The 20401-nt window shown below is 66.7% G+C and carries 21 protein-coding genes and 2 pseudogenes; 13 read left to right on the forward strand and 10 right to left on the reverse strand.

The annotated features are described in order from the left end of the window. Window positions 1-100: 100 nt before the first annotated feature. Window positions 101-1333 carry a 4-hydroxybenzoate 3-monooxygenase gene (gene pobA / locus SB786_RS15645; RefSeq protein WP_410728219.1) on the reverse strand — a complete coding sequence of 411 codons (1233 nt, stop codon included), beginning with the start codon at window positions 1331-1333 and terminating at the stop codon, window positions 101-103. Between the two features lie 116 nt (window positions 1334-1449). On the opposite strand from pobA, the gene SB786_RS15650 reads away from it, so the two are divergent. From SB786_RS15650 to SB786_RS15660, 3 genes are all read left to right on the forward strand, one after another. Continuing rightward, window positions 1450-2376, forward strand: coding sequence for a LysR family transcriptional regulator (locus SB786_RS15650; RefSeq protein WP_126226838.1), 927 nt, complete (start codon window positions 1450-1452; stop codon window positions 2374-2376). A 101-nt stretch (window positions 2377-2477) separates the two neighbouring features. After that, on the forward strand, window positions 2478-3107 hold the full coding sequence (gene folE, locus SB786_RS15655; protein WP_410728220.1) for a GTP cyclohydrolase I FolE: 630 nt from the start codon (window positions 2478-2480) through the stop codon (window positions 3105-3107). Beyond that, window positions 3107-3910 (forward strand): SDR family oxidoreductase, encoded by an 804-nt coding sequence (locus SB786_RS15660; RefSeq protein WP_006756650.1) that lies wholly within the window; start codon window positions 3107-3109, stop codon window positions 3908-3910. Before folE ends, SB786_RS15660 begins: the two co-directional genes overlap by 1 nt. Before the next feature lie 32 nt (window positions 3911-3942). On the opposite strand, the gene epsC is transcribed toward SB786_RS15660, so the two are convergent. Next, a complete protein-coding gene (gene epsC / locus SB786_RS15665; protein WP_410728221.1) occupies window positions 3943-4863 on the reverse strand; it encodes a serine O-acetyltransferase EpsC in 921 nt (306 codons plus the stop codon). Window positions 4864-5000: 137 nt separating this feature from the next. Next, window positions 5001-5234 (reverse strand): hypothetical protein, encoded by a 234-nt coding sequence (locus SB786_RS15670; protein WP_006756652.1) that lies wholly within the window; start codon window positions 5232-5234, stop codon window positions 5001-5003. A 278-nt stretch (window positions 5235-5512) separates the two neighbouring features. On the opposite strand from SB786_RS15670, the gene SB786_RS15675 reads away from it, so the two are divergent. The 3 genes from SB786_RS15675 (at window position 5513) to fnr (ending at window position 7940) form a co-directional block, all read left to right on the forward strand. Further along, complete coding sequence (locus SB786_RS15675; protein ID WP_410728222.1) at window positions 5513-5923, forward strand: DUF3005 domain-containing protein; 411 nt, start codon at window positions 5513-5515, stop codon at window positions 5921-5923. Window positions 5924-6556: 633 nt separating this feature from the next. Continuing rightward, window positions 6557-7024 carry a universal stress protein gene (locus SB786_RS15680; protein ID WP_410728223.1) on the forward strand — a complete coding sequence of 156 codons (468 nt, stop codon included), beginning with the start codon at window positions 6557-6559 and terminating at the stop codon, window positions 7022-7024. A 166-nt stretch (window positions 7025-7190) separates the two neighbouring features. Beyond that, on the forward strand, window positions 7191-7940 hold the full coding sequence (fnr, locus tag SB786_RS15685) for a fumarate/nitrate reduction transcriptional regulator Fnr (RefSeq protein WP_410728224.1): 750 nt from the start codon (window positions 7191-7193) through the stop codon (window positions 7938-7940). Between the two features lie 77 nt (window positions 7941-8017). Here fnr and SB786_RS15690 read toward each other — a convergent pair whose 3' ends face one another. Further along, window positions 8018-8911: a LysR family transcriptional regulator ArgP gene (locus SB786_RS15690; RefSeq protein WP_006756656.1), complete on the reverse strand. Its 894-nt coding sequence runs from the start codon at window positions 8909-8911 to the stop codon at window positions 8018-8020. Between the two features lie 106 nt (window positions 8912-9017). Between SB786_RS15690 and SB786_RS15695 the strand changes: the two genes are divergently transcribed. The 3 genes from SB786_RS15695 (at window position 9018) to SB786_RS15705 (ending at window position 10957) form a co-directional block, all read left to right on the forward strand. Continuing rightward, complete coding sequence (locus SB786_RS15695) at window positions 9018-9638, forward strand: LysE/ArgO family amino acid transporter (RefSeq protein WP_410728226.1); 621 nt, start codon at window positions 9018-9020, stop codon at window positions 9636-9638. Between the two features lie 59 nt (window positions 9639-9697). Next, a complete protein-coding gene (locus SB786_RS15700; protein WP_410728227.1) occupies window positions 9698-9862 on the forward strand; it encodes a hypothetical protein in 165 nt (54 codons plus the stop codon). A gap of 147 nt (window positions 9863-10009) precedes the next feature. Continuing rightward, window positions 10010-10957 (forward strand): aldo/keto reductase, encoded by a 948-nt coding sequence (locus SB786_RS15705; protein ID WP_410728229.1) that lies wholly within the window; start codon window positions 10010-10012, stop codon window positions 10955-10957. Window positions 10958-11084: 127 nt separating this feature from the next. Here the strand turns inward: SB786_RS15705 and SB786_RS15710 are convergent. Further along, window positions 11085-11252, reverse strand: a pseudogene (locus SB786_RS15710) (helix-turn-helix domain-containing protein); the annotation flags it as partial. A gap of 4 nt (window positions 11253-11256) precedes the next feature. Between SB786_RS15710 and SB786_RS15715 the strand changes: the two are divergent. Continuing rightward, a pseudogene (locus SB786_RS15715) lies at window positions 11257-11416 on the forward strand (butanediol dehydrogenase); the annotation flags it as partial. Beyond that, window positions 11394-11639 carry a hypothetical protein gene (locus SB786_RS15720; protein WP_410728230.1) on the forward strand — a complete coding sequence of 82 codons (246 nt, stop codon included), beginning with the start codon at window positions 11394-11396 and terminating at the stop codon, window positions 11637-11639. The pseudogene SB786_RS15715 and the gene SB786_RS15720, both read left to right, overlap by 23 nt. Here SB786_RS15720 and SB786_RS15725 read toward each other — a convergent pair. Then, window positions 11603-13090, reverse strand: coding sequence for an NAD-dependent phenylacetaldehyde dehydrogenase (locus tag SB786_RS15725; protein ID WP_410728231.1), 1488 nt, complete (start codon window positions 13088-13090; stop codon window positions 11603-11605). The genes SB786_RS15720 and SB786_RS15725 overlap by 37 nt on opposite strands. Before the next feature lie 41 nt (window positions 13091-13131). After that, complete coding sequence (locus SB786_RS15730; protein WP_410728232.1) at window positions 13132-14730, reverse strand: GMC family oxidoreductase; 1599 nt, start codon at window positions 14728-14730, stop codon at window positions 13132-13134. A gap of 425 nt (window positions 14731-15155) precedes the next feature. On the opposite strand from SB786_RS15730, the gene SB786_RS15735 reads away from it, so the two are divergent. Then, entirely contained in the window at window positions 15156-16106 is a 951-nt protein-coding gene (locus tag SB786_RS15735; protein ID WP_410728233.1) for a helix-turn-helix domain-containing protein, read from the forward strand. Window positions 16107-16636: 530 nt separating this feature from the next. Further along, window positions 16637-17212 carry an AidA/PixA family protein gene (locus SB786_RS15740; RefSeq protein ID WP_410728234.1) on the forward strand — a complete coding sequence of 192 codons (576 nt, stop codon included), beginning with the start codon at window positions 16637-16639 and terminating at the stop codon, window positions 17210-17212. Between the two features lie 120 nt (window positions 17213-17332). Here SB786_RS15740 and SB786_RS15745 read toward each other — a convergent pair whose 3' ends face one another. The 3 genes from SB786_RS15745 to SB786_RS15755 all read right to left on the reverse strand — a co-directional run bounded on the left by SB786_RS15745 (window position 17333) and on the right by SB786_RS15755 (window position 20384). After that, a complete protein-coding gene (locus tag SB786_RS15745; protein WP_410728235.1) occupies window positions 17333-19567 on the reverse strand; it encodes a TOMM precursor leader peptide-binding protein in 2235 nt (744 codons plus the stop codon). Between the two features lie 93 nt (window positions 19568-19660). Continuing rightward, window positions 19661-20023: a BMA_0021/BMA_0022 family TOMM bacteriocin gene (locus SB786_RS15750; RefSeq protein ID WP_011659927.1), complete on the reverse strand. Its 363-nt coding sequence runs from the start codon at window positions 20021-20023 to the stop codon at window positions 19661-19663. A gap of 16 nt (window positions 20024-20039) precedes the next feature. Then, on the reverse strand, window positions 20040-20384 hold the full coding sequence (locus SB786_RS15755) for a BMA_0021/BMA_0022 family TOMM bacteriocin (RefSeq protein WP_175656997.1): 345 nt from the start codon (window positions 20382-20384) through the stop codon (window positions 20040-20042). Between the last annotated feature and the right edge of the window lie 17 nt (window positions 20385-20401).

The following is a 20401-nucleotide window of genomic DNA, read 5'->3' on the forward strand; positions in this document are numbered from 1 at the left end:
GAGGGGACACGCGCGTGTCGCGTGCCGCGCCGGAGGCCGTTGTCGACCTTCGGTATTGTTCGCTATTCGAACCTAGATTCGATTAGCGAACGATGGCCGATCATAGAGTCGCGCACAGCGCGTTGTCAAGGCGGGATCCCTCGGGGGTCGGCTGGTCGTCGAACGGCAGGCCGACGTAGTTTTCGGCCAGCGACTGCGCGGCGGCCCGCGAGCGCGTCACGTATTTCAGTTCGGCAAACTTCAGGCGATTGACGAACGGCGAGTCGTCCGGCGACGCATGCAGCATGTTCGTCATGAAGTACGAGAAGTGCTCGGCGCGCCATACGCGTTCGAGACAGGTCGCCGAATAGCGCTCGAGCGGCGTCGCGTCGCCGTCGCGGTAGCGGGCGCCGAGCGCACGGGACAACGCGCGGACGTCGGCCACCGCGAGGTTCATCCCCTTCGCGCCGGTCGGCGGCACGATGTGCGCGGCGTCGCCGGCGAGGAACAGGCGGCCGTGCTGCATCGTCTCGGAGACGAAGCTGCGCATCGGCGTCACGCTCTTCTGCGTGATCGGGCCCTCGGTGGGCGTCCAGCCGGTATCGTTCGAGAAGCGCGTGTGCAGTTCGTCCCAGATCCGCGCATCGGACCATTCGGCGAGGTTTTCGTCGGGCTTGCACTGCAGGTAGAGGCGCGTGACCGTCGGCGAGCGCATCGAGAACAGCGCGAAGCCGTTCTCGTGATGCGCGTAGACGAGTTCGTCGAGCGACGGCGCCGCGTCGGCGAGGATGCCGAGCCATGCGAACGGATACACGCGCTCGAACGTGTTCAGCCGCTCGGCGGGAATCGTCTGGCGCGCGATGCCGTGGAAGCCGTCGCAGCCGGCGATGTAGTCGCAGTCGATGCGGTCCGCGCGGCCGTCCGCGTGCTTGAACGTGACGAACGGGTGCTCGCTGTCGACATCGTGCAGCGCGACGTCGGTGACTTCGAAGTGCATCGCGTGGCCATGCGCATCGCCGGCCGCGATCAGGTCGCGCACAACTTCATGCTGGCTGTAGACGGTGATCGCGCGCCCGCCGGTGAGCGCGCTCAGGTCGATGCGATGGCGCTGGCCGGAGAACAGCAGCTCGATGCCGTGATGTTCGAGCCCTTCGCGGCGCATCCGCTCCCCGAGGCCGGCTTCGTTCAGCGTGTCGACGGTGCCCTGTTCCAGCACGCCCGCACGAATGCGGTTCTCGCAGTATTCGCGCGAACGCGCTTCGACGAGAATGGAATCCACGCCTTGCAGGCGCAGCAGATGGGAAAGCAAAAGGCCGGACGGACCGGCGCCGATGATGGCGACCTGGGTGCGCATTGTTCGTCTCCAGAACTTTGGTTCGAGTAATGGAACACATTTGAGCGCTTTCCCGACTATGCAGCAACGCGATTCAGGAGATATGTTGTATACGTTTTGAAGATACTGGCCCGGCGATGGACACGCTCGATCTGAACCTCATTCCCTACCTCGTCGCGCTCGACGACACGCGCAACGTGAGCCGCGCCGGCGACCTGCTCGGCGTGAGCCAGCCGCGCGTGAGCACGGCGCTCGGCCGCCTGCGCGAGTATTTCGGCGATCCGCTGTTCGTGCGCACGTCGCGCGGGATGGAGCCGACGCCGCGCGCACTCGCGCTGCTGCCGGCCGCACGCGATGCGCTCGCGCAGATCGAGCGCGGCCTCGTCGCGCCGCACGACTTCGATCCGGCAGCGAGCACGCATACGTTCTCGATCGCGCTGTCGGACGTCGGCGAGATCGTGTTCCTGCCGAAGCTGCTGCAGGCGTTCGCGACGCGCGCGCCGCATGCGAACCTGCGCTCGGTCTCGCCCGCGCACGACGAAGTGGGCCGCGGCCTCGAAGCCGGCTCGATCGATCTGGCAGTCGGCTACTTCCCCGATCTCGACGGCAACAACTTCTTCCAGCAGCGGCTGTTCACGCACCGGTTCGTCTGCCTGATGCGACGCGGCCATCCGTTCGAACAGGCGCCGCCGTTCACGGTCGAGCAGTTTCTCGGTTGCGGGCACGCGGTCGTGCGCGCCGAAGGACGCAGCCAGGAGGTGCTCGAGAAATACCTCGCGAAGCAGCGCATGCACCGGCGCGCGGTGCTCGAGACGCCGCACTTCATGAGCCTGCCGTTCATCCTGAGCCGCACCGACCTGATCGCGACGGTGCCGCACGCGATCGGCTATGCGTACGCGGCCGAGCACGCGTTCATCGTGCCGGTCGAGCCGCCGCTGCCGCTGCCGCGCTTCGACCTGAAGCAGCACTGGCATCGCAAGTTCCACAACGATCCGCGTACCGCGTGGCTGCGCGGCGTGGTCGCGTCGCTCTTCAACGACGAGCAGGACGAGTGGCCGAAGTGAAGCCGGGTGAGCAGCGGCCCGCACACACGAGCCGCGAAAGCATGAAACAATGGCCGGATATTCGCGCCGCCGCAGGCGGCCGCATTCGATGGAGCGACCAGATGGGTAAAAAAACCGCGCGGCCCGAGCCGACCACATCCCGCCCGAGCCGGAAAGAAGCCGAGGAAGCCGTTCGCGTGCTGCTGCGCTGGGCCGGCGACGATCCCGCCCGCGAAGGACTGCTCGACACGCCCGCACGCGTCGTGCGCGCGTACGAGGAGTTCTTCGCCGGCTATGCGCTGGAGCCCCGCGAGATCCTCGCGCGCACGTTCAGCGAAGTCGACGGCTACGACGAGATGATCGTGCTGAAGGACATCCGCTTCGAGAGCTACTGCGAACACCACATGGTGCCGATCATCGGCCGCGCGCACGTCGCGTATCTGCCGAACCATCGCGTCGTCGGCATCTCGAAGCTCGCGCGTCTGGTCGATGCATTCGCGAAGCGCCTGCAGATCCAGGAAAAAATGACGGTGCAGATCGCCGACACGCTGTTCGACGTGCTGCAGCCGAAAGGTGTCGGCGTGATCCTCGAAGCCGCGCACCAGTGCATCTCGACGCGCGGCATACACAAGCCGGGTGTCGAGATGGTCACGTCGCGCATGCTCGGCACGTTCCGCACCGACCCGTCGACGCGGCGCGAATTCCTGTCGATCGTCGCGAATCCTTCTTCAGTCAACCTGACGAATACGTAATGCAGCGCACGAAGCAAGCGGCGAACGCGCCGGTCGTACTCGTGACCGGCGCCGCGCGCCGGGCCGGGCGCGCGTTCGCCGAGTATTTCGCCGCACACGGCTATCGCACCGCGGTTCACTACGACCGCTCAGCCGATGCCGCGCATGCGGCGGCGCGCACGATCGCCGAACGCGGGCACGACTCCGTCGCGCTGCAGGCCGATCTGTCGGATGCCGCGCAGATCACCGCGCTGATCGACCAGGTGTATGCGCGCTTCGGCCGCCTCGACGTGCTGGTCAACAACGCGTCGGTGTTCTGGCAGGATCATTTCCCGAGCTTCGATCTCGCGGCGTTCGACCAGGCGTGGGCCGTCAACTGTCGCGCGCCGATCCTGCTGACGCGCGCGTTCTACGAGCGGGCCCGCGCGGCCGGCACGCAGGGCGTCGTCGTGAACGTGGTCGATCAGAAGATCAAGGAAAACTTCCACCGCGACCATTTCAGCTACACGGTCGCGAAGGCCGCGCTCGGCAACCTCACGCAGATGCTGGCGCTGTCGTCGTCGCCGGTGCTGCGCGTGAATGCGGTGTTCCCCGGGCTGATGCTGCCGAGCGACGACCAGACGCAAGCCGACTTCGAACACGCGAGCCGCGCGTCGACGCCGCTCGCGCGCATCGCCGGCCCCGACGATGTCGCGAGCGCGATCCTGCTGCTGACGGGCAGCGCATACAACGGCGTGGATTTCGTCGTCGACGCGGGGCAGAACCTGATTCGCGTCGACCAGGACGTGCTGTACAAGCATCGCTCTCCGGCCGGCAAGCACTGACCTCCGATGAGCGGCGCCGTTCGCGCGCCGCGTTACGGCTTCTCGGCGCTGCCGCCTTCGCGAACCTTGCCCTGTGCGACGCTCGTGCCGGGCGGCACGCTGTGCGTGAGCCACACATTTCCGCCGATCACCGAGCCGCGCCCGATCGTCACGCGGCCGAGAATCGTCGCGCCCGCGTAGATCACCACGTCGTCCTCGACGATCGGATGCCGCGCATTACCCTTGACCAGCGCGCCTTCGCCATCGGCCGGGAAGCTCTTCGCGCCGAGCGTGACGGCCTGATACACGCGCACGCGCTCGCCGATGATCGCGGTTTCGCCGATCACGACACCGGTACCGTGGTCGATGAAGAAGCTCGGGCCGATCTGCGCGCCCGGGTGAATGTCGATGCCGGTGGCCGAGTGCGCGATTTCATTGATGAATCGCGCGAGCAGCGGCACGCCGAGCTGGTGCAAGGCATGCGCGAGCCGATGGTGCATCATCGCGAGCACGCCGGGATAGCACAGCAGGATCTCGGTGATGTGCTGCGCGGCCGGATCGCCCGCATACGCGGCCTGGATGTCGCTGACCAGCAGCGCACGAATCGACGGCAACTGCCGGCCGAACTCGCGCGCGATCTCGAACGCGCATTCGTCGAGTTCGGCGAACGGCGTGTCCGCATGCTCGGGCAGGAACGGCAGCGCGCGGCGAACCTGCTCGGACAGGATCCGCAGCGTGCTTTCGAGCGTGTGGCCGACGTAGTAGTCGACGCTTTCGTCGGTCAGATCCGGCGCGCCGTAGTGCGTCGGAAACATCGACGCGCGCAGGCCGGCGACAATCTTGCAGATCGCGTCGCGCGACGGCAGCTCACGGATGCCGCGCGGATGACGTGTGCGATGGAGTTCCTCGCGCGACTCGCGCAAACCGGCGACGATTTCCTCGAGGCCCCACTGACGGACGGGTGATGTCGACATATGCCAATGCAGGCAGCCGCGCTCGATCGCACGGCCGCTAATAAAGTGACGGGTTCCGCAAGATTACCGCGTTTTCGTCCGGCGGCGACACGCCGGGGGATCGGCCGGACGGCCAACGTCGATGCCGCGCGACGGCGTCAGATCGTGATGCTGCTCGCGTCGATCCAGCGCACGGCCCAGTCGCGCGCGTGCGCGATCGCGGCGCCTTCGTCGTTGAACTGGAGCTCGGTCGGGAAAAAACGGTTCGCGACGAGTTCCCCGTCGCTCGATCGGGAGATCACGACGTAGGGCTTGAACGACCCGTCACTGGCGCGCGCGGGCGCGCAATTCAACAGATAACCGCGGTGCGTAAAAGCAGTAGTCGCTTGCATGAATCCGCCACCTCTAGTCCCTTGTTTGTTGTTCACTACCCGTCTTTAAGGGTGCTGCGACGTCCCCGTGCGGGCAGAGGCGGCGAGACCGCATCCCCTGTCGCCGCTTCGCAGGAAAAGAATCATACTCTGTAGAAAACGGCTGTTCTAGCTGAAATAAATCATGACAAATCAGCGCGCGCCGCGCGATCGCGGCGATCGTCCGCGCGCCGTTTTCCCGTCTCGCCCGGAACGGGACTTGCTTCGATCCGGAGCGCTTCGCCGCCAGGAGAGCCGCGATGGAAACGTCAGCTCAAGGGCACGCCGTCCACCCGCGCAGCATCGAACTCGATAACGACGACGCGCACGACAGCACCGTCGACACCGACGGCAAGAATCGCGAGGCCGCCCGTCTCGCGAGCGGCGGCGCGTTCTCGCCCGACCAGATCGCGGGCAGCAACGCATCGCTCGTCAACGCGGTGCCCGAGGGCGCCGACGGGTTCGCCGGCTTCGACAGCCGGCCCGGCGGCAATCATCCGGCGTTCGCGCTGCGTGCCGGCTACATGGTGATCGAGAAGGGGTTCGACGCGCCGTCGCACACAGCCGACGAGCCGTTCGGCCCGATTCATCGGATGTACGGCGGCGCGTACCGGCCCGGCCACGGACGCCGGCCGGAACGGGTGATCGAAATCACGACGGTGCCGGAGTAACGCGCGCGGCGTTTGAATCGGTCGTTCGAGTGCGCGGTCGAAGCGGGGCAGGCGGTCGATGCGTGCCGGTTGTCTGGTCGATGTGGCGAGCACGCGATCTTTCGAATCGGCGCGAGTATCGATATCGACGCCGGATTCGGCACTCCCGGTGTCGCATGTCGGGCGTCGAATCGCGAGCGACGCCGATGCACGGGCGTTGATCGAAGTCACGCCGTCGCGACGCGGATGCGGTCCAATGGAGGGCGCGGTTAGCGGTTTGTCGGGGTGGTTATCGGCATGCGTCGACGAAGCCGGTGCGGGCCGAAGGCGCTCGCACGCCGCGCCGCGCCGCCGCACGATGTCGTGCTGGCGCGACCGGTACGGCGAGCCGGTATTCGCACCACTCGCGCGCGCGGCTGTCATTGCGGGCGACCAACCGTCGCGATCCGTCGCGCCCATCACGCATCGCGCAATGCAGCATGCGGCGCGCGCATGGCCCGCGATGCGTGCCGCCGCGACGGCCGAAGCGCCGCGATCGCGACGGCCGGCACGTCGCTGCAGAGTCCCTGCCGTTGGTTTACTCTGCCTCGCAGCAACGCGCGACCCGCTCGGCCGTTCGGCCGACTTTCGTCCAACCCGCCACTCGGAGACACTATGTACAAGCGCATTCTGGTTGCCATCGACGGCAGCGACACGTCCCGCCACGCGTTCGATGCCGCGCTCGCGCTCGCGAAGGAGCACGGCGCCGAACTGCAACCGTTCTACGTCGTCGAGAACGCCGCGATCTACTACAACGTGCCGGGCTACGACCCGTCCGTGCTGCGCGACCAGCTCGTCGCGCAAGGCAATGCGCTCGCGGCGGATTTCACGAAGCTGATGCAGGCGGCAGGCGTGAAGGGCGCGACGGTGATGAGCGAAGCGTCGTCGATCAACGACGTGTCCACGCTGATCCTCGATGGGGCGAAAGCGTTCGGCGCCGATCTCCTGGTGCTCGGCACGCACGGCCGCCGCGGGTTCCGTCGCCTCGTGCTCGGCAGCATCGCCGAACAGTGCGTGCGGCATGCGACGCTGCCCGTGCTGCTGATCCCGGCCGCCGCGCGTACCGACGATCAGCAACGCTGAGCGTCGGCGGCGTGCGCGGCACAGCGCGCACGTGCAACGGTGTGCGTGCCTGCATGCCGCTGCGATGCCTGCGGCATGCGCGCGCGGTCGCGACGTTTTGTCACCCGCCAGCGGCAAGTTGCGGTGGGACAATGATTTCGTCGATTCAACGCCGGAGTAAACGATCATGCTGACGCCCGTCGCCACACGCCCCGCGGCCCCGTTCCATGCAGGCAGCCGGGCGGCTCCCCGCCCAGCCCCGCACTGCTCGTCGTGCGCCATGCGGCACCTGTGCATGCCGCAAGGCCTCGCACCCGAAGCGCTCAGCCGCCTCGAGTCGGTCATCTGCGCGTCGCGCCCGGTCAAGCGCGGCGAAGCGCTGTTCCGCGAAGGCGACACGTTCGACAACCTGTACGCCGTGCGCTCGGGTTCGCTGAAAACCGTCGCCACGCGCCACGACGGCCGCGAACAGGTCACCGGCCTGCACCTCGCGGGCGAAGCGCTCGGCCTCGACGGCATCTGCGACGATACCCACCCGCGCACCGCGGTCGCGCTGGAAGACAGCTCCGTCTGTGTAATTCCGTACAGCGCGCTCAAGGCGCTCTGCTCGGAGGCCGGCACGATGCAGCTGCGCATGCACAAGCTGATGAGCGAGCAGATCGTGCGCGAAACGTCGCAAACCATGCTGCTCGGTTCGCTGAACGCGGAAGAGCGCGTCGCCGCGTTCCTGCTCGACGTGTCGTCACGCTACCTGAAGCGCGGCTATTCGCCGTCGGAATTCAACCTGCGGATGACGCGCGAAGACATCGGCAGCTATCTCGGCATGACCCTCGAAACGGTCAGCCGCACGCTGTCGAAGTTCCAGAAGCGCGGCCTGATCGAAATGCAGGGCCGCCTCGTGCAGATCGTCGATTTCGACGGCCTCCATCACGTCTGACCCGGCGCGGCGCGCAACCTGCGCGCCGCCGCCCGCTTTTCCGGCCTTTCCCGCCTTTCCCACCTCTCCCGCTTCGATCAGTCGAGAAACAGCGCGGCACGTGCCTTGAGCGCCGCGCTGAAGTCGTCGAGCCAGCCGATCGACAGGCGCCAGCTCTGCCAGTACAGCTCGATATCGACGGTCCGCCCGCGCGACATGTCGACCAGTTCGCCCGCCGCCAGTTGGCGATCGACCATTCGGTCCGGGCACATTCCCCATCCCAGCCCCGTTTCGCATGCGCGCAGGTAGCCCGCGACGTGCGGGATCCAGTGTTGCGGCGGATCGAGATCCGCACGCGTCACGCGCCGGATGAAGCGTGCCTGCAGGCCATCCTTCGGATTGAACATCACGCACGGCGCGCGACGCAGCGCATCGCGCGTGATGCCCGCGCCGAAATAGCGGTCGTAAAACGCCGGCGAACACACCGCGCGATAGCGGATGCGCCCGAGCCGCGTCGACCGGCATCCCTGGATCGGCTCGGCCTGCGCGGTCACCGCGCCCTGCACGCTGCCGTCGCGAATGCGCGCGGCCGTGTAGTCCTGGTCGTCGATCACGAGGTCGAGCAAGGTCTCGCGCTCGGTACAGAACGGCCCGACCGCGTCGATGAACCAGGTCGCGACGCTGTCGTCGTTGACGGCCACACGCAACGTCGGCCACGCGCTCGCGATCTGGCCCGGCAATGCGGGCATCCGGCCGCCCAGTTCGGCCTCGAGCAACTGCACACGCTCCGTATGCCGGCACAGCAGCGCGCCCGACGTCGTCGCGACACACGGCTGCCCGCGCTTGACCAGCACGCTGCCGACGCGCTCCTCCAGCAGCTTCACGCGCTGCGATACCGCCGACGGCGTGACGTTCAGCTCCTTGGCCGCCCGTTCGAACGAACCGTGCCGGATCACCGCCGCAAGGGCGTCGAGCAACGCATAGTCGAGCATTAAATTTCCTTAATCGGCATTAGGTGAATTAGCTTCTCTTATGTTCCTGCCAACCGCAGACTAGCGCCAACTGATGCCCCCGTCCACCGCTTCACCTTTCCCCATCATGAACTGGATCGCTTTTTCCCACGGCGCCGCCCTGTGCGGGTCGCTCATCGTCACCATCGGCGCGCAGAACGCATTCGTGCTCCGGCAAGGCATCATGCGCTCGCATGTCGGCAAGATCGTGCTGCTGTGCGCGCTGTCCGACATGATCCTGATCGGCGCGGGCGTCGGCGGCGCGTCGGTGCTCGTCAAACGCTATCCGACCTTCGTCCACGTGGTGCTGTACGTCGGCCTCGCATATCTCGCATGGTTCGGCTTCAACGCGCTGCGCCGGGCGTTCAAGCCGGGACACGAAACGCTCGACGTCCGCGGCGACGCCGTCGCGCCGCCGCCGCAGAGCACGGTCGCGATCGTGCTGATGACGCTCGCCTTCACGTGGCTCAACCCGCACGTGTATCTCGATACGTTCCTGCTGATCGGCACGGCCGGTGCGCGCGAGCCGGAAAGTGCGCGCCTCGCGTTCGCGATCGGCGCGATGGCGGTCAGCGTCGTGTGGTTCCTCGGGCTCGGATACGGTGCGCGATTGCTCGCGCCGTGGTTCCGCAAGGCCGTTGCGTGGCGCGTGCTGGATGGCGCGATCGGCAGCATGGTGCTGTTTCTCGCGGCCGTGCAGTTGCGGTAACGCTTGATGATCGACCGATCGCGGGCGGCCACTAGCCGCCCGTGTTTCGTTCCGCTCCGATGCTGCATCACGTTACGCCGGTTTCCACCCGCCTCTCGACCGTCCCTGCCGCGCCCCGCCACGGCAAAATTCGGTTCCCGATCGAACGCAGCCGACAGATCGTCGACATAGCGGACGATTCGTCCCTCATCCGCCGCAAGTCCGCCGTCACCGCGGCCATGTGATCGCTGCACGATTCCGGTCGATGGGCGAGAATGTTCGAGCATCCCGCGACAACGGCGAAAGCGCGTCGCTCCTCCGCCATCCCGTCGCATTCAACTCGGCCGGTCCCGCCGTTCAATCCCGTTCACCCGCACGATCAGGAGAGCAACATGGCACTACGCACCCTCGGCACGTCGGACATCCAGGTTTCCCCGCTCGCGTTCGGCGGCAACGTCTTCGGCTGGACCGTCGACGAGAACGCATCGTTTGCGCTGCTCGACGCCCTCGCCGATACCGGCATCAACTTCATCGACACGGCCGACGTCTATTCGGCCTGGGTGCCCGGCAACAGCGGCGGCGAATCGGAAACGATCATCGGCAAGTGGCTCAAGCGTTCCGGCAAGCGCGACCAGCTCGTGATCGCGACCAAGGTCGGCCTGCTCGAGGCGCGCGCGGGCCTGAAGAAGGACAACATCCTGAAGGCCGCCGACGATTCGCTGCGCCGCCTGCAGACCGACTACATCGACCTGTATTTCTCGCACCGCGATCTCGCCGACACGGCCCCGCTCGAGGAAACCCTCGCCGCCTACCAGACGCTGATCGACGCGGGCAAGGTGCGCATCATCGGCGCGTCGAACTACAGCGGCGCGCGCCTGCGCGAAGCCGCCGACATCAGCAAGCGCGACGGCCTGCCGGCTTACCAGGTGATCCAGCCGGAATACAACCTGATCGACCGCGCCGAATACGAGCGCGATCTCGAACCGGTCGTGCGCGACCTGAAGCTCGGCGTCGTCAACTACTACGCACTCGCGAGCGGCTTCCTGTCGGGCAAGTACCGCAGCGAGGCCGACCTGAAGAAGAGCGTGCGCGGCGATCGCGTCGCCGGCTATCTCGATGCGCGCGGCCTGCGCATTCTCGCGGCGCTCGACGACGTGTCGGCGAAGCACGGCACGCAACCGGCCGCGATCGCGCTCGCGTGGCAGATCGCGCGGCCGACGATCACCGCGCCGATTGCGAGCGCGACGTCGCTGTCGCAGTTCGCGCTGCTCGGCGAAGCGATCCGCGTGAAGCTCGATGACGAAGATATCCGCAAGATCGACGAGGCCAGCGCGGTGTGAGGGCGCTTGCGGCGGGGTGGCGGCTTGGACCGCGGGTTGACGCGGCGAGCCCCCGCCGCGACGAAAGCGCAGTGAAAACGAAAACGGCGCGTGAGCCATGCGCCGCTTCAACACCGGTTCCGCCGTTTCAACCGGCGCTGCGCAGCGCCATCGGCGATGCACCGCAGCGTTCGCGAACCGCGCGGCCGAAGTGCGCACGGCTCGGGAACCCCCAGCGAAACGCGATCTCGCCGACGCTCGTCTTGCGCAGGCGCGCATCGACCCATTCGTGATGCGCGTGCGACAGCCGCTCGGACGTGTACGCAGACCTGCTGCGGTTGATCGGATCGGGCGCGCTCGATCTCACGCCGATCGTCACGCGCACTGTCGCGCTCGACGATGCCATCGCTGCCGCGCCGGCATGCGCGCCGCCTTCACACCGTCAGGAACATCGAGCATGAGCGGCCCCTGGTCGCTTGACGGCGAGACCGTCATCGTGACGGACGGCACGTCGGGCATTGGCGCGCGCACCGCGTGGCGTTTCGCGGAAGCTGGCGCGTCGATCGTCGCGGATCGGACTCAGTACGCGGTTCCGAGAGGCAGCTCGCTTGTGCCTGAAACGCGCGCCCGGTTCCAGCCGGGCGGGTTGCGCGAAATGCGGCTTCGTCAGAAGCGAATGGTCACCGCCTTCGGCTCGGTGTAGGCGTCGATGAACGACGAACCATACTCGCGGCCGATGCCGGACCCCTTCGCGCCGCCGAACGGAACGGCCGGGTCGACCAGCGTATGCATGTTCACCCACACGGTGCCGGCTTCGATGCGCGGCACGTAGCGCAGCGCCTTCGACAGATCGTTCGTCCACAGGCTCGCGGTCAGCCCGAACGGCGTGTCGTTCATCATCGCGATCAGCTCTTCCTCGTCGTCGAACGGCACGAACGCGCCGACCGGCCCGAAGATCTCCTTGCGGTACGAAGCCGATTCCAGCGAACGCGGCAGCACGATCGTCGGCTTCACGTAGAAGCCGTCGCGCGCGTATGCGCCGCCGCCGGTGACGATCGTGTCGCCTTCCGCGCGCGCAAGCTCGAACGCATCGACGCACTTGCGGAACTGCGGTTCGTTGCAGACGGGGCCGATCATTCCGGCGTCGTCCATCGGATCGGCCGGCTGGAAGCCGTCCAGGCGCGCCATCATCTTCTCGACCACTTCGTCGAACTTCGAACGATGCACGAAGAAGCGTTCGGCCGACGCGCACACTTGCCCGCTATGCAGGAACCCGGCCTCGACGATGCCGTCGAGAATCCTGTCGACCGGCGTATCGGCCAGGAACGCCGCCGCGTTCTTGCCGCCCAGCTCGAGCGTGAAGCGCGTGAAGTTCGCGTTGACGGCTTGCTCGCCGATGAGGCGGCCGGTCGGCACCGAACCCGTGAACGACACCTTCGCCACGCGCGGATCGCGGATCACCTTCGCGCCGACCTGACCGGTGCCGTTGATCACGTTGAGCGTGCCCGGGGGCAAGCCGGCTTCGGTCGCCAGCTCGGCGATGCGCAGCATCGTGAGCGGCGTGAACTCCGACGACTTGATGAGCACCGTGTTGCCCGTCGCGAGCGCCGCACCGAATTTCCACACCGGGATCATCACCGGGAAATTCCACGGAATGATCCCGAACACGACGCCCAGCGGTTCGCGCAGCGTAAACGACGTGTAGCGCTCGCCGTTTATGCTGGGAAACGACGGGGCGAGCGTTTCGCCCGCGATCTTCGTCGCCCAGCCCGCGTAATAGCGCAGCCAGCGGGCAGACCAGCCGACCTCGATCACGCGTGATAGCCCGATCAGCTTGCCCGACTGCGCGGTTTCGATCTGCGCGATCTCTTCGCCATGTGCTTCGATCAGGTCCGCGAAGCGCAGCAGGATGCGCTCGCGATCGGCCGGCGTCAGGCTTGCCCACTCGCCGCGGAACGCGCGATGCGACGACGCGATCGCGGCTTCGACGTCGTCGTCGGTCGCCTGCGCGACCGAGCCGATCACCGCGCGCGTCGCCGGATCGCGCACGTCGATCCGTTCGCCGTGGCCCGCCACCGCGCGGCCGTCGATGTAATGACCGTGTTCGCGCGCGAGAAACGCGCTGACTTCGTCCAGCATCCGAACCAGTGCCATCTGTATTCCTCCGGAAATCCCATTGAGTGTGAAAGGCCCGATCAGGCCGCGTGGGCGATCAGGTCCGACGCCTTTTCGGCGAGTGCGATGGTCGGCGCGTTCGTGTTGCCGCTCGGGATGCTCGGCATCGTCGAGCTGTCGGCCACGCGCAGCCCCGCGATACCGTGCACGCGCAGTTGCGGATCGACGACGGACGACGCCGCGTCCGTGCCCATCCGACAGGTGCCGACCGGGTGATAGACCGTCTTCGCCGCGCCGCGCACCCAGTCCTCGATCCCCGCGTCGTCGTCGGGCGGGCAGTCCGGCGAGAAGATCTCGTCGACGTGCTCCGCGAGCGCCGGCTGGCGCAGGATCTTCAGCGCGAGCTTCGCCGCCCGGATCTGGCCGTCGACGTCGCGGCGGTCGGCCAGATAGCGGCCGTCGATGCGCGGCAGCTCCTGCGGGTTCGACGAGCGGATCGTCACGCGGCCGCGCGAATACGGTTGCAGATGGCCGGTCTTGATCGTGATGCCGTGCGTGCGCCCCGCCGTCACGCCGATCGGATCGTCGAACGAGTCGATCGTCGGCAGGAAGTGGAACTGCACGTCCGGCTGCCCCTGCCCGCAGGTATCGACGAACGCGAATCCTTCGAGCACCGGCGACGTCAGGATGCCCGAGCGGAACCACTTCCACTGGATGCCGTGCTTCAGCGCGCGCCAGCCCTTGTCCTGGCCGTAGAGCGACACCGGCGTGCGGATCGTCGCATTGACCGACATGTGCATGTGATCGTGGAAGTTCTCGCCCACCGGCAGTACGTGCCTGACCTGCACGCCGGCATCCTCGAGCGCCTTTTGCGGCCCGATGCCGGACAACTGCAGGATCTTCGGCGAGCCGATCGCGCCGGCCGACACGATGATTTCGGCCCGGGCGCGCGCCGTCACGCGATGGTTGCCCCGCCGATACGTGACGCCGGTCGCACGGCCGCCTTCGATTTCCACGCGCTCGACCAGCGCATCGACTTCGAGGCTGAATTCCGCACGGTTGCGGATCGCGCTCAGGTAGGTCGCCGCCGTGGAGCCGCGCTCGCCGTTGAAGATCGTCGCCTGATAAAACCCGACGCCCTGCTGCCGCTCGCCGTTGTAGTCGACCAGGTAGTCGAGCCCCATCTGCTGGCCCGCCCGCACGAACGCCTGCGACAGCGGATGGCGATAGCGGATCTCCGTGACCTGCAGATGCCCGTTGTTGCCGTGATAGGGTGCCGTCAGCGACTCGTTGTTCTCGGCCTTCGCGAAGTAGCGCAGCATGTCGTCCGCGCCCCAGCCCTTGCAGCCGAATTCGGTCTCCCAGCGGTCGTAGTCGTTGCGGTGCCCGCGCACGTACAGCATTCCGTTGACGGAGCTGGAGCCGCCGAGCACGCGCCCCTGGGGCACCGCGATCGAGCGGCCCTTCACGTCGTCCGACGGCTCGGCCGCATAGGGCCACGTGTAGCGCGGAATGGCCTTCGCCAGCCCGCCCGGCATGTGGATGAACAGATCCTTGTCGTGGCCACCCGCTTCCAGCAGCAACACGGTGCCCAGGCCGCGCTCGACGAGATGGGTCGCGATCGTGCAGCCCGCCGAGCCGGCGCCAATGACGATGTAATCGAAAGTGTTATCGGACATCCTGGTATGCGCCCGCTGTCGTGCGCGCGACGTTCGTCGGCGCGCGCTGGCGCCGCATGCGTCCGTCGCCCGGCCTTCGGCGGCGTCTCCTTGAAAATCGGTGGTTGTTTTTCATGGCGCGAGCCAGCCCGTGCGGTTCGACGCGCCGACGGGCTGCGTGCGAGCACACGCCCGATTCGACAGGACAGCTTGCCGACCGCTTTCCGATTCTAGGGATGCGCCGCCGGCGCCGTTCGGCGTTGCGTGCACACTTTTGGCTTCAGCGTGCAGATCGATGCCGTCGCGCGGCGGCGGCCCGGGAGAACGTGGAGAAACCACGATTGACGCCGCGGGGCAGCGCTCCCGACAATGGCGGCGTTTGAACGCGCGTCCCGGCCGTTTGCATTAACCTTGACGCGTTCCCCGGCCCTCTCCCTCTTCCGGCAATGGCACACGAACTCGTCGTCGACGCGAGCAACAGCAGCGCGAACTTGCGTGACCTGATCGCGGACAGCTTCCTGCCGCTGGTCTTTCACGACACCGGCTCGCAGTTCCGGATGTCGGTGCGGGTTGCGATGGTGGGCGGCCTGCGGATGGCGGAGGTCGACACCACCGCGATCCGCGTCGATCGCGATCGCTCGCTTGCGTCGCGCGCCGACACCGATTGCTACAAGATCCTGTTCCAGATCGCCGGACAAAGCCGCGTCACGCAGCGCAACGCGACGTCGACCGTCAATCCCGGCGAGTGGGTGATCTACGATGCGACGCAGCCATACATGATCGAGTCGGCGAACGCATCGCGCTTCGTCGCCGCGCTGACGCCGCCGCGAAGCGGCACGATGTGGCGCTGGTTCGTGGAGCGTGCGGGCGTGCAGGTGTGCCGGACCGTCGGCAATGCGCAACTGGCCCTTCAATCGATCCATTACCTGATGGACGGGCAGGTGCCGAACGATCCGGAAAGCCTGTTCGGCTTCGAGCAGTCGACGCTGATGCTGCTCGATTCGGTGATTCGACGCGAGGCGAGCGATTCGCTGACCGGTGCGGATGCGCGCAGCGCGGCCCTGCGCATGAACGCGGAAATCTACCTGTCGCATCACTACAGTGATGCGGACTTGTCGCCGGACAAGCTGGCGAGCGCACTGAACGTGTCGCGGCGCACGTTATATAGCGCGCTGGCCGCATCCGAGCGCACACCGCAGAGCCTGATTCAAGAGTATCGGCTGCAGGCGAGCCGCCGCGCGCTGGAAGATCCGGCCGATACCAATCGCACGCTGCTGGAACTCGCGATCGCGTGCGGGTTTTCGGACATCACGCATTTCGGGCGGGCGTTCAAGGCGCGGTTCGGGTGTAGTCCGGGGGTGTATCGGGATGCGTATCGGCGTGCTTCGAACGCGTGACGTGATCGGCGTGGTGCGAATCCGCTGACGTGCCAGGCGGATCGCAGCGTCCTGCTGCAAGGCTTTTTCGCAGCCCCCACGAGCCCAATATTTCGCGAATCCGGATTGCCCGACGATGAAGGCGCGGCGCCGGGGCGGGTCGCCGCTTTCATCCCGCTCGACGACGACTACCGCACCTCTGCTCCCCTCACGTCCAGCCTTCGAGCTTGTCCGCCCAGCCGCCGAAATCGCTCGGCGTGTCGATCGACATCGGCAGATCCCGGGTACGAAGCATCGACATAGCCGGCCCACTGCAGGACGCGGGTTCCGGCGACGCTCTGACATGCGCGCACCGGATGCAGGATTCACCTGCACGCGTGCTGTAAGCGTGTGTAATCGATTCGCCGATCGATCCTTCGTACGCTGTCGATACTCTTCCGCGCGCCGCCTTCTCCGCAAGCGCCGCTTCGCAGGATGGAAGAGATGCGGATGCCACGAGCGTCGTCACTCAGCAGAGTGTTTTTCAACGAGAAAGCGCGAAAGGAATAGCCATGTCCAAGATTCTGGATACCTTCAAATACATCGATGTGCTGATCGCGTTCGATGTCGACGAAATCCTGAAGAGCAACGACAACTCGCTCAGCCAGCATCCGGGCCAGCCGACGTCGCTCGGCAACAATCCCGATACCGTCTACATGATCACGACGCTGGCGAATGCGGCGTACGGCTACGGCCAGGGCACGACGCAGGGATCGAACGAGGGCGAAGGAGGCAGCAATTTGCGGATCAAGGCCGAGGTCGGCGACGTGATCCGCTGGCGTACCGTGTCGCTGACCGGCACGGCCAACTACAAGTGCTTCTTGTATAACTTCGTTCCGAAGACCGCCAATCTGCTGGGCTACGTTTCGTACCTCACCGACAACAGCACGGAGCCCTATCCGGCGCGGGGCTGGCCCGAGAACAACAGCGTGAACGAGGAAGCACGCGCGGACTACTACGCGCAAGCGACCGTGCTCTGCCCCGGCAACAACGAAACGTATTCGTTCGTCGCCGCCATTTACGACCGGCACGCGCAACTGAAGGGCTACATCACGTGGGATGCGTACCTCACCATCAGCAATCAGTGATGCCGAACGGGCACCTCGACATGGCCGGGGCATGATCCGCACGCGGTGCCCGGCGGCACCTGGCGGGCCGAATCGGTCCGCCCGGTGCGTTCCGCCGCCGCTGACGCGCCCGCGGCCATGTCACAGAAACAGCAGCGCGGGATTCAACTCCGTTTCATCGCACGGCTGCGCACGCCAACCCCGCTCGACCGGAACCGAATACAACCGTCGCGCGCCGAACCGCGGCCAGAAATGGCACAGCCCCGGCGCGATGACCTGCACCACGGACAAGCCGATGTCGGGCCGCGTCTTGTCGACGACGAGCACGTCCAAGCCTGCCGCCGCAATGCGCCCGGTGCAATGCACGAGCGCTGCCGGTAACGACGCGGCATCGACCGGCTGCCACGTCGAACGCGTCGTCGCGCGCGCGCGCGCCGCCGGATACAGGAATCCGGTTGCCGGGAGCTTGTCGCGATCCCACGGATGCGGCGCATCCGCGGCGACATCGAGCAACTGGTTGACTTCGGTCAGCGCCCGCTGCACCGCGATCCGGCCGTCCGGATGACAGCCGAAGCCGATCGAGAAGCGCCCGTCCTGCGGATTTTCCGCCAGCGCGGCCACGGTCGGCACCGCGAGATCAGTCGTGATGTCCAATGCCCACAAACGCCACCCGAGCGTCGCGTATTCACGCACGAGCGCGTCGAAATACGGGTCGTCGAAACTCGCGAGATCGATGCCGGGGCGTACGAGCCGGTTGTACCACCAGATCGCGACCGCATCGCGCTCGATCAATTCGAGCATGCCTTGCAGAATCGCCTCGTCGATGCTCGAACCGGCCGCGCAGCCGTTGGGGTTGTGCACGCACGCGGCCGGCGCCTGCGCACTGTCCGGCGTTTCCGCATAGCAGTAGCTCAGCGGCACGAGGCGGCGCCTGCCGCTCACGAGCGACCATGCAGGCGTCCAGTCGATCACGTCGCGCGACGTGAAGCGCGGCGGCACCTGCTTGCGGACATCGCGGGTCAATGCATTGATCGCGTCGCGCGCATCGAATTGCCGTTCGCTGAACTGCTGAAGATCGTTCACGTGGATGGGCTCGGCGTCGCAAGCCGGATCGGCGACCAGGCTTTCCATGCTGCCGGTCAACCTCGCCTCGTCGCCCTGATACACGCTGCTGTATCGTTCGAGCGCTTCGCATAGCGCGCTCACGCGGGCTTGCTCGTCGGTACGGCCCTTGCCGGAGCAGATCCTGTCGAACCGGTTGCTGCCCGGTACGGCGGCCGGGCACACCAGAAAGCCCGACGCATAGACCTTGCGCAGGCCCGCGTGCCGCTTCGGCATCGGATGCAGATAAGCGATCGCGCCGCTAACCGGCGATATCAGATGCGCGTGACGCTCGAACACCTGTTGCGGATCGGCGCTCCGGTAGCCGCCGTCGACGTGAGTCAACGGCACCTGCCCGGCGAGGCGCGGCGCACGCGCCGCCTGCTCGCGCATCCGTGCGGGATTGCCGCAGCACGGGCATTGCGGACGCCTGATCACGCGGTGCCGTTCGACGGCCAACGTATCGATGCGCTGCGCCACGATATGCGTTTGCGAACGCTCCGCTATCGTGCGGTTGACCGCGATCTGCTCGACCGTCGCCGCAATGAGCGCCGCGGCGGCGGCGGCGCCGGCACGCGATGCGGCCGGCGGCAGACGCGTTGCCGCGCTGCCGTGATGGCGCGCAAGCAGCGCCTCGACCGGCCGGTTGATGCGAATCCAGTAGCGCACGCATTCGATGCATGGCGCATCGGCATGCGCGCCGCCGGCCAGCAACGGCCCGATCAGCGTCTGCACGCCGCCGGCCGCCACGACGAGCAATGCGCCGCCGCGCGCCGTCACGCGCGCGGCGCACGCGGCGAGATCGTCGCGGTCGTGCGTATCGGCGATCGCAACGGTCAGTTCGGCCTCCTTGACGACCTCGATGCCCGCCGTACCGAGCGCACGCTCGAGCGCCGCGCCATCTGAACCGAACGTCTCCACCGCGACGCGTAGTTGGGCGACGCGCGCGCAAGCCGCGTCGCCGTCGAGCCCAGCGCGCTCGAAGAAGCCGCGCGCCGCGTCGTCGTCGTGAGGCGGATCGCCGCGCACGTACCCGCGGCGCACCAGGTGGTCGAGCCGCGCGAGCACGTCCCATTCGCCGAACGTGCCGGCAAGCGTCGTCACGATCGCGGCGATCGTCATGCGCGCCCGCAGGCACGCGGCGATCCGCACGAAGATCGCACCGGACAGCATCGTGCGCTTGAACTCGTCGACGACGAACAGGGTCTCGGGCCCCGCATCGAGCACGAGCAAATGCGGCTTGAAGCGCAACACGCGCGAAAGATCATCGAGCATCGTCTGGTTCCGTGCGGCGGGTCGGAAAAACGTCGCGCGGCCCTGGGCAACCGCCCCGGGCCGCGCGTCGGTGCGCGGCTTGGCCGCGCCGGGTCAACAGCAGGTGAACAGGTAACACGGCCCCGCGTCGCAGTACGCCGCGAGCGCAACGGCCTCCTCGTCCAGGTTCGTCGGCTGCTCCGGTATGCCGACCGTCATCACGTTGCGCGGCAGGTTCCAGCTTCCGCCGCCCTTCCCGTCGCTCGTCCAGCCATGATCGCCGTGCGTCTTCTCGATCTCGATGTCGAGGATCCACGGGCACTGATAGCCGAAGTATTTCGCGAGCGTATCCAGCGGCTTATCCAGCAGTTCGCGCTTGAATGCCGGGTCCCGCCACGAAAGCGCGATCGCACGCAGATAGACCTTCTGAAACTCCAGCATCGATTCGAGCGTCGGATTAGCGTTGTCCTTTGCCATGTCGGTTTCCCCGGAGTCATTCCATGATGGTGATGTGGTTCGCGTTGTAAGCGGCCAGTGCCTGCGCGAATTGCGCCTCGTCCGCCGGTGCGGGCGGCAAATACAGCGTGAGCTTGTTTTTGTGGCCGGCCGTCCAGTCGCCGTTGACGGTCGGCGTCCACGCCGACGATTTGATCTGCACCTTCAGGTCGAGCTTGAACGGAAAGTGATAGTCGAAATGCTCGCGCAATGCGTTGACCGGATCGTTCTCGAGTTCGGCGAGAAATGCCGGCGAATGCCATGCGAGCGCGATCGCCCGGATGACGGTCGCGCGGTATTCGAGAAACTGATCGTACGTCGGTAATCGAAGATCCTTGCTCATCGGTCTGTTCTCCTGAA

Origin of the sequence: Burkholderia sp. SIMBA_062, from assembly GCF_046534765.1 — a bacterium.
Classification (GTDB): domain Bacteria; phylum Pseudomonadota; class Gammaproteobacteria; order Burkholderiales; family Burkholderiaceae; genus Burkholderia; species Burkholderia ambifaria.